Annotated in this window: 19 protein-coding genes; 3 read left to right on the top strand and 16 right to left on the bottom strand. The window is 41.9% G+C overall.

What is annotated here, in order from left to right; translation table 11 throughout:
• The first annotated feature begins 349 nt into the window (after positions 1–349).
• Positions 350–601: a type II toxin-antitoxin system Phd/YefM family antitoxin gene (locus FIM25_RS02725; RefSeq protein ID WP_139446036.1), complete on the top strand. Its 252-nt coding sequence runs from the start codon at positions 350–352 to the stop codon at positions 599–601.
• Positions 602–629: 28 nt separating this feature from the next.
• On the opposite strand, the gene FIM25_RS02720 is transcribed toward FIM25_RS02725, so the two are convergent.
• The 5 genes from FIM25_RS02720 to FIM25_RS17850 form a co-directional block, all read right to left on the bottom strand.
• Positions 630–902 (bottom strand): DUF2442 domain-containing protein, encoded by a 273-nt coding sequence (locus FIM25_RS02720; protein WP_139446034.1) that lies wholly within the window; start codon positions 900–902, stop codon positions 630–632.
• Complete coding sequence (locus FIM25_RS02715) at positions 886–1122, bottom strand: DUF4160 domain-containing protein (RefSeq protein ID WP_139446032.1); 237 nt, start codon at positions 1120–1122, stop codon at positions 886–888. The genes FIM25_RS02720 and FIM25_RS02715 overlap by 17 nt, the downstream gene beginning before the upstream one ends.
• A 66-nt stretch (positions 1123–1188) precedes the next feature.
• On the bottom strand, positions 1189–2010 hold the full coding sequence (locus FIM25_RS17260) for a hypothetical protein (protein WP_218961230.1): 822 nt from the start codon (positions 2008–2010) through the stop codon (positions 1189–1191).
• Positions 2011–2138: 128 nt separating this feature from the next.
• Entirely contained in the window at positions 2139–2399 is a 261-nt protein-coding gene (locus tag FIM25_RS02705; RefSeq protein WP_139446030.1) for a DUF2442 domain-containing protein, read from the bottom strand.
• A gap of 37 nt (positions 2400–2436) precedes the next feature.
• Positions 2437–2598, bottom strand: coding sequence for a DUF4160 domain-containing protein (locus FIM25_RS17850; RefSeq protein ID WP_218961229.1), 162 nt, complete (start codon positions 2596–2598; stop codon positions 2437–2439).
• A 502-nt stretch (positions 2599–3100) separates the two neighbouring features.
• Between FIM25_RS17850 and FIM25_RS02695 the strand changes: the two genes are divergently transcribed.
• The gene (locus FIM25_RS02695; RefSeq protein ID WP_246051976.1) at positions 3101–3346 is read left to right on the top strand and encodes a type II toxin-antitoxin system HicA family toxin; all 246 of its coding nucleotides are present in this window, start codon (positions 3101–3103) and stop codon (positions 3344–3346) included.
• A gap of 147 nt (positions 3347–3493) precedes the next feature.
• Positions 3494–3907 carry a type II toxin-antitoxin system HicB family antitoxin gene (locus FIM25_RS02690; RefSeq protein WP_139446028.1) on the top strand — a complete coding sequence of 138 codons (414 nt, stop codon included), beginning with the start codon at positions 3494–3496 and terminating at the stop codon, positions 3905–3907.
• A 209-nt stretch (positions 3908–4116) separates the two neighbouring features.
• Here FIM25_RS02690 and FIM25_RS02685 read toward each other — a convergent pair whose 3' ends face one another.
• The 11 genes from FIM25_RS02685 to FIM25_RS02635 all read right to left on the bottom strand — a co-directional run bounded on the left by FIM25_RS02685 (position 4117) and on the right by FIM25_RS02635 (position 13459).
• Positions 4117–4353, bottom strand: a complete 237-nt coding sequence (locus FIM25_RS02685; RefSeq protein ID WP_139446026.1) for a DUF2442 domain-containing protein — start codon at positions 4351–4353, stop codon at positions 4117–4119.
• A gap of 9 nt (positions 4354–4362) precedes the next feature.
• Positions 4363–4821, bottom strand: coding sequence for a DUF4160 domain-containing protein (locus FIM25_RS17495; protein ID WP_246051974.1), 459 nt, complete (start codon positions 4819–4821; stop codon positions 4363–4365).
• A gap of 87 nt (positions 4822–4908) precedes the next feature.
• Positions 4909–7032 (bottom strand): tetratricopeptide repeat protein, encoded by a 2124-nt coding sequence (locus FIM25_RS02675; protein WP_139446024.1) that lies wholly within the window; start codon positions 7030–7032, stop codon positions 4909–4911.
• A 194-nt stretch (positions 7033–7226) separates the two neighbouring features.
• A complete protein-coding gene (locus FIM25_RS17760; RefSeq protein WP_425456375.1) occupies positions 7227–7574 on the bottom strand; it encodes a pilin in 348 nt (115 codons plus the stop codon).
• A gap of 230 nt (positions 7575–7804) precedes the next feature.
• Positions 7805–8752, bottom strand: coding sequence for a glycosyltransferase family 2 protein (locus FIM25_RS02665; RefSeq protein WP_139446022.1), 948 nt, complete (start codon positions 8750–8752; stop codon positions 7805–7807).
• Between the two features lie 13 nt (positions 8753–8765).
• Positions 8766–10460, bottom strand: a complete 1695-nt coding sequence (locus FIM25_RS02660) for an ArnT family glycosyltransferase (protein WP_139446020.1) — start codon at positions 10458–10460, stop codon at positions 8766–8768.
• A 90-nt stretch (positions 10461–10550) separates the two neighbouring features.
• A complete protein-coding gene (locus FIM25_RS02655) occupies positions 10551–10886 on the bottom strand; it encodes a HepT-like ribonuclease domain-containing protein (protein WP_139446018.1) in 336 nt (111 codons plus the stop codon).
• Positions 10879–11178, bottom strand: a complete 300-nt coding sequence (locus tag FIM25_RS02650) for a nucleotidyltransferase family protein (RefSeq protein WP_139446016.1) — start codon at positions 11176–11178, stop codon at positions 10879–10881. Before FIM25_RS02650 ends, FIM25_RS02655 begins: the two co-directional genes overlap by 8 nt.
• Before the next feature lie 220 nt (positions 11179–11398).
• Positions 11399–12820, bottom strand: coding sequence for an MBL fold metallo-hydrolase RNA specificity domain-containing protein (locus FIM25_RS02645; RefSeq protein WP_139446014.1), 1422 nt, complete (start codon positions 12818–12820; stop codon positions 11399–11401).
• 52 nt (positions 12821–12872) lie between these two features.
• Positions 12873–13229: a type II toxin-antitoxin system PemK/MazF family toxin gene (locus FIM25_RS02640; RefSeq protein ID WP_179953106.1), complete on the bottom strand. Its 357-nt coding sequence runs from the start codon at positions 13227–13229 to the stop codon at positions 12873–12875.
• Positions 13226–13459 (bottom strand): hypothetical protein, encoded by a 234-nt coding sequence (locus FIM25_RS02635; RefSeq protein WP_139446009.1) that lies wholly within the window; start codon positions 13457–13459, stop codon positions 13226–13228. The genes FIM25_RS02640 and FIM25_RS02635 overlap by 4 nt, the downstream gene beginning before the upstream one ends.
• Positions 13460–13683: the final 224 nt, after the last annotated feature.

Genomic DNA, 13683 nt, shown 5'->3' with positions numbered 1-13683 from the left:
TACCCTGCTACTGCATAGCCCGAAAGGATGGAATTGGAAAGGGGCTTCGATAGCCTCAACTACCGGGCTTCGGGAGCCTCAGCCACCAGAGATAAATCCTGCCCTGTAAATCATGCCGCATCAAAAAAGACCTCACACCGAACACCCGGCATACAGCGAAGACCCCGTAGTTTGCAGTGCATCCTCAAAACTTCAGGATCACCCACGGCGGTACCGAACTTCTCCAAAAGCATATCCATGGAAGATACAAATACGGCTGCATCCACAAATTTTCAAAGGGAGCATACCTTTTTTTTGCTTGACAAGCCACTGTCTGGACGTACAATATTCTGTACAGGAGGATTCAGATATGGAAGCCATAACCTATACCGCTGCAAGACAAAACCTCGCTAAAACAATGGACAGGGTCTGTGAAGACCGCTCGCCAGTTATTGTGACACGTAAAACATCCAGTGCTGTTGTGATTATGTCACTTGAGGATTATGAAGCCCTTGAAGAAACGGCCTATCTTTTACGGTCACCGAAAAATGCAAGGCGTCTTCTGGAATCCATCACCCAGCTTGAAAATGAAAAAGGCCTTGAAAAGGAACTTTCAGAGTGAAGCTCATTTTTGCAGGCCATGCAGGGGATTAAGCAAATGAAAACTGTCTGTGTCGTGCAGGGATACCGAGAAGCATTCCTTCAACACTTATATCCTCATCAATATCAGGCCAATGTATGCCTTGACCATTACCAATTATTTCGTAATTTTGACGCTGTTTCGGAGTTGCATCCGACAATCTCCAGGACCATGCCAATGGAACACTTATTCTTCGACCGTCAGAAAGAAAGGCTGTTATTTCAATGTCCGTTACTTCTATACGGTTCAATCTTGCTTCTACTATTTCAATCGCAGTGCTCATGCCATGCCTCCCTTATTATTTCCATATTTAACTGTATAATTTTTCTGATTAAATTCAAATCTTTTGGAGAGAATCCATTATTCTTACCCAAAACAAGAGGATTTAACCAAAATTTGCATACTTCTTTATCTCTTTGAATATGAACATGCATTGGTTCATTGCAATCAAAACTATAAAAAAAGAAACGGTAAGGACCTGGAATACTTTTAACTGTTGGCATTTTCTTGTTTGTCTCTTTTCCAGATTATTATTGGGAAGCGGACGGAAATAAAGCGAGCTTTGTAAATCATGCCGCATCAAAAAAGACATCACACCGAACACCGGGCATACAGCGAAGCCCCCTCAGCTTACAATGCATCCTCAAAACTTCAGAATCACCCACGGCGGTACCGAACTGCTCTAAAAGCGTATCCATGGAAGATACAAAGACGGCTGCATCCACACCTAAACGACTCAAAATGGGCGGTGTATTTTCACGGATGCTCATCTTCTTTCGCCTGAGCTGCCTTCCTGTCCAGTCCACAAGCTCTGCGTATTCATGGAAACCAAAGGGAATGGCAAAGGGCATATCCGTAAGATCATCAAAGGGCGCAAGGGCGGCTCTGGGTTTTTCAGGGGGTGTAGGTGACTGAGGCTCTCGAAGCCGGACATCATTTTCAGATTCACTCAATGCCGAAGAGGACTTAAGGGCATCCAGCCTTTCCTTAATGGAAGTATACTCTGAATCTTCCGGGGTTTTTGCCATACCAGCTCTTACAGGATTGAGATCCACATAAGCCATGGCCGCAAGAATGGCCTTTTCATCTAAAAGGGCCTGACTCTTGAAACGCCCTTCCCAGAACCTGCCGCCTATCCCCTCCTCCTGATTGGCTTTCCTTGCAATGGATTCATTGAGCATACGCATGAACCAAGAAATATCAAAAAGGCGGCTCCGGTAGAGGCCAGCAAGCTCTGCAAGCTGATGCTGGTCTGAATGGCTTAAATCCCCTATTTTTGTTATTAAACCTTGCATCACACAGTCATAGAAAGCCGTGTGAGGAAAATTTTTACATTCTTTTTCAAAAAACTTCTGTTGCTGATCTCTTAGGGTGCGTGTATGATTTAGCAAAGGCTGGCTCCTGTGATTAATTGTTTTTGTCGCTATTAACAACATATCACAGAACCAGTCTTTTTTTATTGGAAATTTATCATATTATGCTAAATTCAGTGCCATTGGGGTCTGACCCCTTTTAGTCTTTAAATACTAATGTTTGGGAACCTCTGCGGATTTTCAATTATTTCCTGTGTCAAATCAATATCGAGATTTGGCCAGTAAAAATGTCCTGGAGACAATTCTACAACACTCAGAATGTCACTGAGACGCTGATCTTTGAACCATGGAAAATCAGAGTAAGGCATAAAAAGCTCGCATCCATGGGCCAGTATCCAGATGCCATGGGTTGAAATATGGGTTACTTCAACAGGAAAAGTGCTGCTTCCATGCGCTGATAAGTTCATCTCTATTTTCCTCCACCAAAGATTCAATCTCTTTCAGTTAGCTACGGTTATATCCATAATTTCTTGCAAGCTCTATCTCCGGAAAAATCCAGAATTTTGCTTCGCCTGAAGCAGAAAAAATATGTACATGCATTCGTGTTTCTTCTCGGGAAAAGAAAAAGAATCGATAACCTTTCTCTCTGAAAACTGTTGGACTCATTCTTTTCCCCCTTTATTTAAATTATTCCTGACCACCTTTTAAAATTATAAAATAAGGTATTTGGAAAAGAAGGTCAAGCATTGCTCCCCTACCCACAGGGTGAACGCATGTAGATTTTGCGGAAGGTAATTTCAATAGGTTACAGCATTAACAATCAAAGAGGTTCAGCCTTTGAAATTTATAAGGCTCTGATTTTACACAAACTCAATTTTGAAGTGAGACTTACATGCGTTTACCCTGCCCCTACCCAAAATTACAAAATTAATAGGGTGGGTGTAAATAACGAAGTGGGTGGTGTGTTCCCCTGTCAACGCTTAACCACGACCCTCACGAGCAGCAGTCCATGACTTAAGGTCTCCGGCGGTTCGCTAAACCTTACCGGATAGAGGACTTGCACCTCCAATCTCATGCCAGCTTATCCCGGCGCACTGGGTGTCCCATTGTCTGTCCGTCTGCCTTGTCTGATTGTCTGGATTGTCTGGGACCATGGTGGAGGTGTCCCATGATGGATCTGTGGTTTTATTTTGACGATCAAACATGTATGTGTTACTTTACACACATGAACAGTCAGGAAATAATAAAAATATTAATACAGGCAGGCTGGGTAAAAGTGAGTACGAAAGGCAGTCATTGGCAATTTAAGCACCCTGAAAAATCCGGCAGAGTAACGGTTTCCCATCCGAAAAAAGATGTTCCGCCTGGAACATTAAAAAGCATTGAAAAGCAGGCCGGAATAAAACTGAAATAGAAAAGAGACTGATTATCTCTTAAATTTCAGTGGCACTAACCAAAAATATTTTTAAATTATTTATTAAGTAATTTTAAGCTTTTGTAGGATTTGTAGCACGGTCCTGATTTTTACAAAGCCTCAAATACTATTTGAAAGGAAACGCCGATGGCAAGTTTTTACGGAGTCATCCACAAAACAGAAGATTCTGATTATGGCTTATCTTTTCCAGATCTTCCCGGTTGTATCACGGCAGGGTCCAGCCTTGAAGAACTGGAAGTTATGGCAAAAGAAGCCTTGACACTTCATCTTGAAGGTATGGCCGAAGACTGTGAAACAATCCCAGAGCCCTCAAACTATAAAACCATTGCCAGAAAACATGAACATGATTTTGATTTTTTTGGAATAACATTAATAACTATTGCTACTGTTCAAAAACGAACGAGGGTAAATATTAGCCTTGCCGAGCAGGATCTTATATTGATTGATACGGCTGCAACTAAACTGGGAATAGACAGATCCGCTTTTTTGGTTATGGCCGGAAAAAAAATAGCTTTGGAAAAGTCAATTACGCATTATTAGTGCTTTTGATACCAGGGAGTGCTTTCAAGGCTGATAAGGGTTGAACGGAGGCAGGTCATATGGCCTCCTTCACTTTAAAGGATACTGTTTTTAAAGATAAAGATACATAAAAGGAGGGGGCTTGGAAACAACAAAGTGGGTGTCCCATGGTGTCGGTTGTTTGCTTGTGCTGATTGGTTGTGATGGTTGTGGGCCATAGTTTGAGCGATTTATAAGTTTTTCCCATCCAGATACAAGGTATCTGATGCTACATCAATCCCACCGGGCCATACAACAGTCCCATATTCTACAGATGCTTTTTGAAAAATACCGGGAGAAGCTATTCTATTCCAAGGCTTAACGGCAATTAAGGGACGCATGTCAAAAATACGAATCTCCCCATTTGCAAACTCCAGCTCCAGCTGAAAATCCTTACGTGGCTTTACAAATACAACATCAATCAACATAGCGACACCTCATTGAAGCGGTGGAATACGAAAAGGCTCTTCCCCGTTAACCGCAAGCTCCCAGTTAGTAATCAAAGCTTCTTTATGGATTTCTATCCATGCCTGAACAAGCTTAAGTTGTTTTGGAGGAATCCTACCCCCAAGAATCGAACCATCCTCTATAGCAATTGCAGCTTCTTCACCTTGATAACGAACATGAATATGAGGCAAATGATGTTGGCGATTGTCTCGGAAAAACATCAAGATCAAAATTCCATAAAACATGCTTATCGTTGGCATAAACTCTAAATCTCCAAAGTATTTATTTACTTTAATACATATAACCAGCCTTATTGAAACAGTCAAGAATAAGGGTAAAAATACATGCCAGTGATAGAACCGATGCCCTGCTGAACCACAAAAACAGGAAGGAACCAAGCAACCCAAAATGAGGGTGGGTGTAAACAACCAAGTGGGTGGGTGTCCCATGGTTGGGTGCCATGGTTGGGTGAGTGCCATGGTTGGGTGGGGTGACGGATGTTAATTTTCCGGGCATATTAAATCCCAAAGTAGCTCTTATGGGATTTCATTTCCTGCATCTCCTGCCGCATCTGTAATCATGCTGGCCTGTTGCTTCAAAACCTGTGCAATTACAGGAGCAACAAGCTCTTTTGCTATGGGCCATTGGATCTCCTGATCATTCTGATTAAAAAGTCTTTCCCGTATTCTATTGAGGCTTACGGTGGCAACCAGTTGTTCCGCATATTTTTTTGCCTGTTCAGGATTCTTATCCCGCAGGCTGTTTTCTATGAGAAGAAGAAGACTGTCTGTTTTTAAAGGGGAGCTACCTGAAATACGCAGAAAATAATGCTCTGCCACCCTATGCTCCCCCATATTCATGCGGGCCGTACCCAGCCCCATAAGGGTTCTGACGTTATCCGGATTCTGGCCGATGGCTGCTATCAGGTGGGGCAGTGCTTTTTCAGACTCCCCTTTCCTGATTTTGATATAAGCCATGAGATTCATGTAATCCGTATTACGGGGAGCTACTCTCAAAAGCAGCTTTGCATGCCCCATTGCTTCGTCCATACCTCCCGTTTTTGTAAGAACAATGGCAAGGTTATAATGGCTTTTTTCTAAAGCATGCCCCATACTGAGTGCCCTTCGATATGTTTCTATCACTTTAGGATAATCTTTATCCCTTCTATAATAGATAACCGCCAGATTATGCAAAGAAATGACTTCGGCTTTATATTTTGTACTGTCATAAAGATCTATTGCTTTCAAGTGCAACTCTTCTGCCTTATCATACATACCTATGTTTAAATAAATATTAGCTAGATTTTGGTAAGGCCTTGCACTTCCCGGAGCTTTTTCCAGTGCGTCATGCAACAGTGTAAATTCATACTGCCATTCCATATTACGCACATAGGTACCAATACCCAAAACTATCAGGAGAATAGTTACAGAAGAAACAATAATAAAATACATAGCCTTGTTATATTTAATATAATACTGGATACCATAGTGAATACCTGCTGCTACGGGCACAAAAAGAAAAAAGGAAGGCAGATAATTTCTGTGTTCAAAAACAAGCTCAAGGGCAATGACGGAAGATTCTATCACATGGTTTAAAAAGAAAAAAAGAACGGCAAAGGAAATAAGGGGGTATTGGCGGGCTTTCCAAAGGGCCGTAGCAATCATACCCGTGATAAGCATAATGGCAGGCAGGGTGGTCCAGGGTTGAAAAAGGCCTGTGGATATTTCAAAATCATGGACAAGGGAAAGACGGTCTGTAATGGGATAAAAAATAAGGGAGATGTAAAAGAGTATGATGCGGGGCTGGGTGAGCAGTCGTTCTTCAAGGGAAAAGGTTCTTCTTTCATAGCCTCCAAGCAGCCTGCTGATAAAATCTCCTGAATAAAAAAGCAAAAGGCCTGAAATAAAAACAAGTGCGGCGAGAACACAAGCGGACCAGAACATGCGTTTTCGGACAGCCGGGTCACTAAGGTCTCTGAAAAATATAATTTCAATCAAAAAAATTGAAGCGGGCAGCATCAGGGCATTTTCTTTGGAACCGACAGCTAATAAAAAAGCCAGCACAAGGGCAGAATAAAAAAACAGCTTTTTTTTGTATGTCCTGCCAAGCCTTGCCATGAGATAAAAATAAATGCCCATGATATAAAAAAGGGCTGCCATGGAAGCCATGCGTTGCACAATATAAGTAACGGCCTGGGTTTGTATGGGGTTCAATGCCCATATAATGGCCGCCAGAAATGCAATGAAATGAATTTCATTATCCTGCCTGCCGGAAAGATTGGGAGTTTTAAAAAGAGTAAATATCGCAAGATAAAGAAAAAATGCCGTAAAAATATGTATGCCAAGGTTAACAATATGATAACCTTTTACATTATCCTGCCCGAAATACCAGTTAAGGGCCAGGCTGATATTGGAAACAGGACGATTAGAGTGACCTTTTAATGCGGCGTTTTTCAGACTGTCTGGATTCAGGCTACTGATTTGAATGTGAGAATTCTGTGTTATATTGTGATGGTCGTCAAAATGCCAGGATGCATGGAAGGTATTGCTGTATGCAAAAAACAAAATGATGGTTGAGAGGATATAAAACCACTTTTTATTATGCTTGTTATCGGATAAGGATGATAAATGAGATTGTGTCCGCATATAATTTGTTAACATTAAACTTATCCTTATCTTGTATATAAATGCAAAATAAAAAACCGGAACCCCTTACAGGCACCGGGCTAATTTTTTATATCTTAAAAAAGTATTCCTAACAAAATAATTTCAACTATAATCATAACTATTAAAAAAAACAAATCCTCTCCAGCAATAAACCGGAGAGGATTTTACTTTAAAGAAATATGCCAGTATTAAGGCATTTTAAAAATCCCCTCTGTTGTATTAAATAAAAGATTTCTTGTAACATTGCCAGAGGTTAAAAGATTATCTTTTGCACTTATATTACTTGCTGTTGCTGCGTCACGAAGGAAAGTTTTTGCTTTAGTTAAAGCTACTGTTGCACCTTGAGTTTCAACCATATAATCAGCAATAAGTATATTAGCCTCCCTAACTACCTGTTCAATTCTTGAAACATTTGCTCTGTCAAAATATTTTGTCATCTGGGGAATTGCAACCGCCGCCAAAATACCAATAATTGCCACAACAATCATCAGTTCGATAAGCGTAAAACCCTTTTGATCCTTCAATGTCTCCCTCATAAGCTCTCTCCTTTTTTCAGGTTCTGGTTTTTCAGCACTTTAGAAAACAAACTCTGCTAAAACAAAAAGCAATTGCCATGCCAGCCAACTTGAAACTTAAAATTATAAAAAGAATACTGAGTTTTCGGTTACTTTGCAATGGGCAAGTTTGAGTTTTTTTATGTGCTTATTTTAGGGATGACATTTTTTGTCAGAATAAGACCCCTAAAACTGCCAAATTTTGTCAATCGCTATTTCAGATGCTTATTGGCCTCCATGTCAAACCACATGGCAAAGAGCATGAACTGATTTCCGCTCATAAAGGAAAAAAAGCAGGCAAGGGCATTGATGGGTGGAATATGCCCCACAATAATCCAGACAAGAGCCATGCGCAAAAAAAGAACAAAGGTGGCCGCATGGAAGAAAAAGGCAAGGGCATAAAAAAATATCAACGGATGAAAGTTACGGATAATATACTTTTCCTTCATCCTCCAGAAAAAGAGCCTGATTAAAAGCCAGCCTATGGTGAAAACTACTTTTCGGATTTTCATTCCAGATTTTTCACCCACACCATAAACAGGGGTTACGGGCACATCACAAACCTTTAATTCATTCACATTCAAGCGCACCAGCACATCATTGGGCTGACCATACCAGGGGTACATCTGATCCCAGTCTATGGTTTTAAGGGCTTTATGGTTTATGGCTGTATAGCCGGACTGAGAGTCTGCCACATGCCAGTAGCCGGAAGCAATTTTTGTAAAAAGGGATAAAAAGGCATTTCCAAAGTATCTGACTTTGGGAATTTTTTTATAGGCCTCACCGGTAAAAAGACGGTTACCTTTGCTGTAGTCCGCCTGCCCTGAGGCAAGGGGATCAAGGAGGGCAGGCATATCTTCAGGATCCATCTGCCCGTCACCATCCATGCGCACGGCAATATCAAGATTCATATCTCTGGCACACTTATAAGCCGTGGCCATGGCACCCCCAACGCCTTTATTAGTTTCGTGGCTTATCAGGGTGATGTGGGAAGATTTATCTTGATACTGACGAATGACTTGAGTTGTATTGTCTGTGCTGCAATCATCCACAATAATAATGTGATCCACAAAATCCGGCATGGTTTCTATCACTTTGCCAATCTGTGTTTCTTCATTGTGGGCGGGTATCACAACGCCTATGGTTTTATCTTTATACATGGAACCTCTGATTTTAAATTTGGGGATCATCATCTTTGGCGGGTATCAAAATACGCAAAAGGCCGTTTCCGTCTTTATGAAATTCCATTACAGCATTTTTTTCAAAAAACGCCTTTAAAATCTTCTGCTCCTGCTCATTGTATTCATCAAAAAAATCATTGAGCATGGAAAGTCTCACCAAAATATGGCTAAGGCCTTTTTCATGGAGTTTTATAGCAAGGTCCGTGCCGGAATCAGCATTTTTAGCGTGGCTTCTGAATATGTGAGTGCTGAATTCAATGGGTATATCGGAATAATAGTGGCGATTACCAAGGTAGAGGCCCAGTATTCTGTGACCTTCTCCAAGGTTTGCGTTGGCGTACTGAAGGGCTGCGTATTCCGGTCTGTATTGTTGTATGTAATCATCCCTGCTGATTTTTCCTGTAATGTAGGGCAGTGGCCTGTCTTTTTCAAATCGCTCTTTCATATAAAGGACATTCATGCCAAGCATGGCGAAGGCTATGGTAAGCATGACGGTTTTTCTAAGACATCCGGCATAAGGGTGCTGGCGGTTCAAAAACCTGTTTTCAATATTATAAAGGCCATACATGGAAAGAACAATCATGGGCGGCAGAATGGGAATGAAATATCGGATACGGATGGAAGCCTTGGCACAGGCGTAAAGCAAAAACAAGACGGAAAAAGACAGCAATATCCATTTTTCGGTATTTTTCTGTCTTCCTGCGGCAGAGATACCCATAAAGGCAAAGAGGCTCAGCAGAAATATGAAAGGATTAAGCCTGCCATCAAAGTATTTGGGATTATCATCCTCCCCTTGAAAAAAAACACGGACTGGAATCAGGGCAATTTCAAGCCATGATTCTTCGTATAAGTGGTGGCGGACATCAATGTGGGTTATTTTTAAAGGTTTTTTTTGCGCAGGAGTATTTTTTTTGATTTCTGATTTTTCCGGCTCAGGCTTTGATATGAAAATGCTGTTGTAAAGTGGGTATATGGGATTACCGGTCCAGACCACATTGCGCACCATCCATGGAGAAAAAACAGCAAGGGCAACAAAGACAAATAGTGTTCCTGCGGCAATGGATTTTACATGATAGTTTCTGCTCCTTTGATTATACCTTACATAAATAAAGGGAATAAAAAGTGTGAGCAGAAAAAAACCCACAAGGGCATTGTATTTTGTACCGAGGGCAAGCCCGCAGAAAATACCGCTTATGATGAGGTAGCGGGTTTTAAAACCGGTTTCAATCCAGCGGAAAATGGCAAGTATGGAAGCAAAGAAAAAAAAGACCAGGCCAAGATCCACATACACCGTACTGGAAAGCCTTATAACCACAGGCGTGGAAAGAAAAAAAAGCGCCCCGAGCAGGCCATAGCTTTTATTGGTGCGTTGGCTGAGGTATTTGTAAATTAAAACCGCAGTAAGAATGGCAAAAAGAAAATGAATGTATTTTGGCAGGATGTCGTTACCAAAGTACATGGGAATCATGTAGAGAAGATTCAGGTTCATGGGATAGTAGGAAAATATAATATGGGGAATCTCATGGAAGCCATGTTCAAGGTAAAGTTTTGGGATAATAAGATGGTGGGTCAGGGCATCCCGGTCAACGGGTGGGACGGCTGCAAGGATGGATATGAAAATAATGGTAAGGAGAATAAGAAAAAAAAGCAGGTAATGGATTGGCTGGATTCTGTTGCCTAAGTTCATCTGTTATGATTCCTCTCATGCTCATGCCCGTGCATAAGTCATACTGCTAAGGATGCATACAATATGCAGCTTCCAGGTCTTGGGTTTTTTTTAGTATACAATTTTTCCGATTTTTTCGAATAAAATTGGTAAATCTTCAGATATCACTCCCCAAACAATATCCAGATTCACACCAAAATAGTCATGTATCAAGCGATCTCTCATGCCAGACATGCTTTTCCATGGAATATGATCATGTTGTGCCCGGAATTCTTTTGAAAGATTTTTTACAGCCTCTCCTATGATTTCAAGATTTCTGATCACTGAATCCTGGGTTTTTAAATCTTCCATGAAGCTGGTATAATCAACACCCTGAGTGTAAGAGAGAATTCTCCGTGAGGCCTCCATAATATCAAGCAGAAAGTCTTCCTCATTTCTTTTAGACATATTCAATGGTTTCCATAATGGATTTTGCGATATCCGGGTTTCGAATTCCCTTTATGCCAGCAGGCGTCAGAATATCCGCTTTTTTTCCAAGGATATTTTCCAAATATTCGGCAAATATTACAAATTTAAGACCTATGGGTTTTTCAAACTCAGCGACAATATCAATATCACTGCTTTCTTCTTGCACACCTTTTGCGTAAGAGCCAAACAAACCGATTTTTTTAAGACCAAACTCACTCATAAGATACGGATAATTTTCTTTTATCTTTATTATTATTTGATCTTTTGTCATTTTTATCTCCCTGGCATTTGCCCGCTTTTTTTCCCTCACCCCCGGCCCCTCTCCCAGTGGGAGAGGGGAGAAAACCAAGGCCTGCACTCCATCTGCACTCCATCATTTTTACCATATCAGCTCCCTAATTTCCTGATTCCAGACTTATGGGTAAAGATAAGCCCAATGGGAGAGGGGAGAGAAAGAAGCATCCCTTTCTAAACTAAAGGTATTTATTTTTTCAGGAAAACACCTTAACAAGATTACCCAGAGCAGAATAGGCCTTTTCCAGCTCTTCCTTCAGGGCTTTTCTTGCCCCTTCCTCCCCATGCACAAGATGAATTTCTCCGGGTCTGTGGCGCATGCGGGTGGCAAAGCGGACAAGATCCTTCTGATCTGCATGGGCAGAATAGCCGCTGATGCTTTCTATGCGGCTTCGGATGAAAATCTTTTCTCCCTCAAGAAATACATAACCGCCCTTAGGCCCAAACCTCTGAATATCCCTGCCCGGTGTGCCAGCCGCCTGATATCCCACAAAAAGAAGGGTATGACGGGGATCTTTCAGCATGGCTTTCAGATAGTTGACAATGCGGCCTGCGGTACACATGCCGCTTCCGGCAATGACAATTGCTGGCTTTGCGGACCGGGCAAGCTCTCTGACATTGGATATATGGGCAGCGTGGGAATCCAGAGTTATAAGCTGATCAAAGGCAAGGGGTTTTCTGCCTCTGCCAAGTTTCTGATGGGCTTCCCTGTCCCAGAAGGGCTTGAGGCTTCTGTAGATGTCTGTAATGCGTCCGGCAAGGGGAGAATCCAGATAAACGGGCAGATCCTTCCACAGCCAGCCCTTATTCAGGCTTTCTTCTGCTTTAGTGTACAGAATCTCTTCCAGTTCATAAAGAATCTCCTGGGTGCGGCCCAGACTAAAGGCTGGAACAAGAAGGGTTCCACCGTTTTTAAAACAATCTGCCACAAGGGTTTCAAGGCGGTTTCTTCTGTTTTTGCGGTCTTCGTGGGTCCGGTCTCCGTAGGTACTCTCAAGGATCAGGGTATCTGCCCTGAAAAGGGGCTTTGGTGCCGGAAGAAGGGGTGCCCATGGTGCGCCGAGATCTCCTGAAAAGACAATTCGCTGGTCTTTGCCTGTGCTTTTATCGAGAATGGCGCATTCCACAGAAGAAGAACCCAGAATATGACCGGCCCGGTGCAGCTTGATACGGACCATCTGCCCGGAAGAATCCAGCAGGGTATGCCATGTTTTATAGGGCAGTGGCCGGAGGCGGCTTCGGATGAGGGAGGTGTAACGATCCAGCATATCCGGCCTGGAGCTTACGGAAAGCTTGAAAGCATCTTCCAGCATAAGGGGCAGCAGTTCTGCGGAAGGCTCTGAACAGATGATGGGCCCCTGAAAACCTGCGGCGAGAAGCCATGGCATCCGGCCTGCATGGTCAATGTGGCTGTGGGTGATGACAAGGGCCAGAATATTGCGGGTATCAAAGGAGATGGTGTGGGGATCAGCGTTTTTTGCCGTTTCCTGATCAGGAGAAACTTCCGCACCCTGAAACAGGCCACAGTCTATCAGAAGGCTTTTGCCGTTTTCCAGCAGAAGCTGATGACATGAGCCGGTAACACCTTCTTTACCGCCGTGGTGGATGATCTTTGTCAAAGCAGATTTTCCCTTCTTTTTTCGATTGCAAAAAGGCTGCCCCCTTTTCTTTCTAATTTAGTTCAAATAAAATTTTTAAAGACTTATTAATTTCCTGTACCTTATCCATTGACAATTTTCCCCGAATTTTGACTAACCTATAACGATGATCTATTGGACGCATCTGCAAGCAGTCTGCTATTGATTTTTTTAATAAACCATTATCGGGTGAAGGATAAATTTCAACATTGGTTTGTATTCGAGCTTTTTTTTCACTCCACTCAGTAATTGGGACAACCTGAATAACAGGAACTCTCTCATTATAAATGTCATTGGTCACGACTACACAAGGTCTGATTTTTCCTGTTTCTGAACCTTTTGCCGGATCGAGATTGACATCTATAACCATACCTCTTTTAAGCCTTGTCATTCCGGCCATCCGTCTATTGCCGTTTCGGTCAATTCTTTTAGATCATTATCTTCAGAATAGATTTCAGAATATAATTCAGCGGATTTCCTAAGATTTTCAAGTTCTATTTCTTTCTTGAAATATTCTATGGCTGTGCGAAGCATAGAGCTTTTATCCTTAAATCCATAAGCTTTAAAATTATTCAAAAATTGTGCCTGCGATTCTTCAACACTGAATTTTGCCTGTAACATAGCCCCCCCTCTTTTTGGTGCCCATATCAGGCCTTAATATACAGGCCTAAAATAAGTGCCAGCCCACTGAAAGTCAATATGCTTGTCCGAGATAACTGGCAAAGGCTCCATATATTCACTGCAACCAAGTGCAACCATAGGACAGCCACTTTGTCATTAAAAAAGACTGTTTTAGGCAACTGGTTTTTTAAGAGATAATCAGTCATTTTTAAACTTCAAACACT

Origin of the sequence: Desulfobotulus mexicanus (genome assembly GCF_006175995.1) — a bacterium.
GTDB classification, from domain to species: Bacteria; Desulfobacterota; Desulfobacteria; order Desulfobacterales; family ASO4-4; genus Desulfobotulus; species Desulfobotulus mexicanus.
Note: the sequence above shows the minus strand (reverse complement) of the source record. Positions and strands in the feature narration are given on the sequence as shown.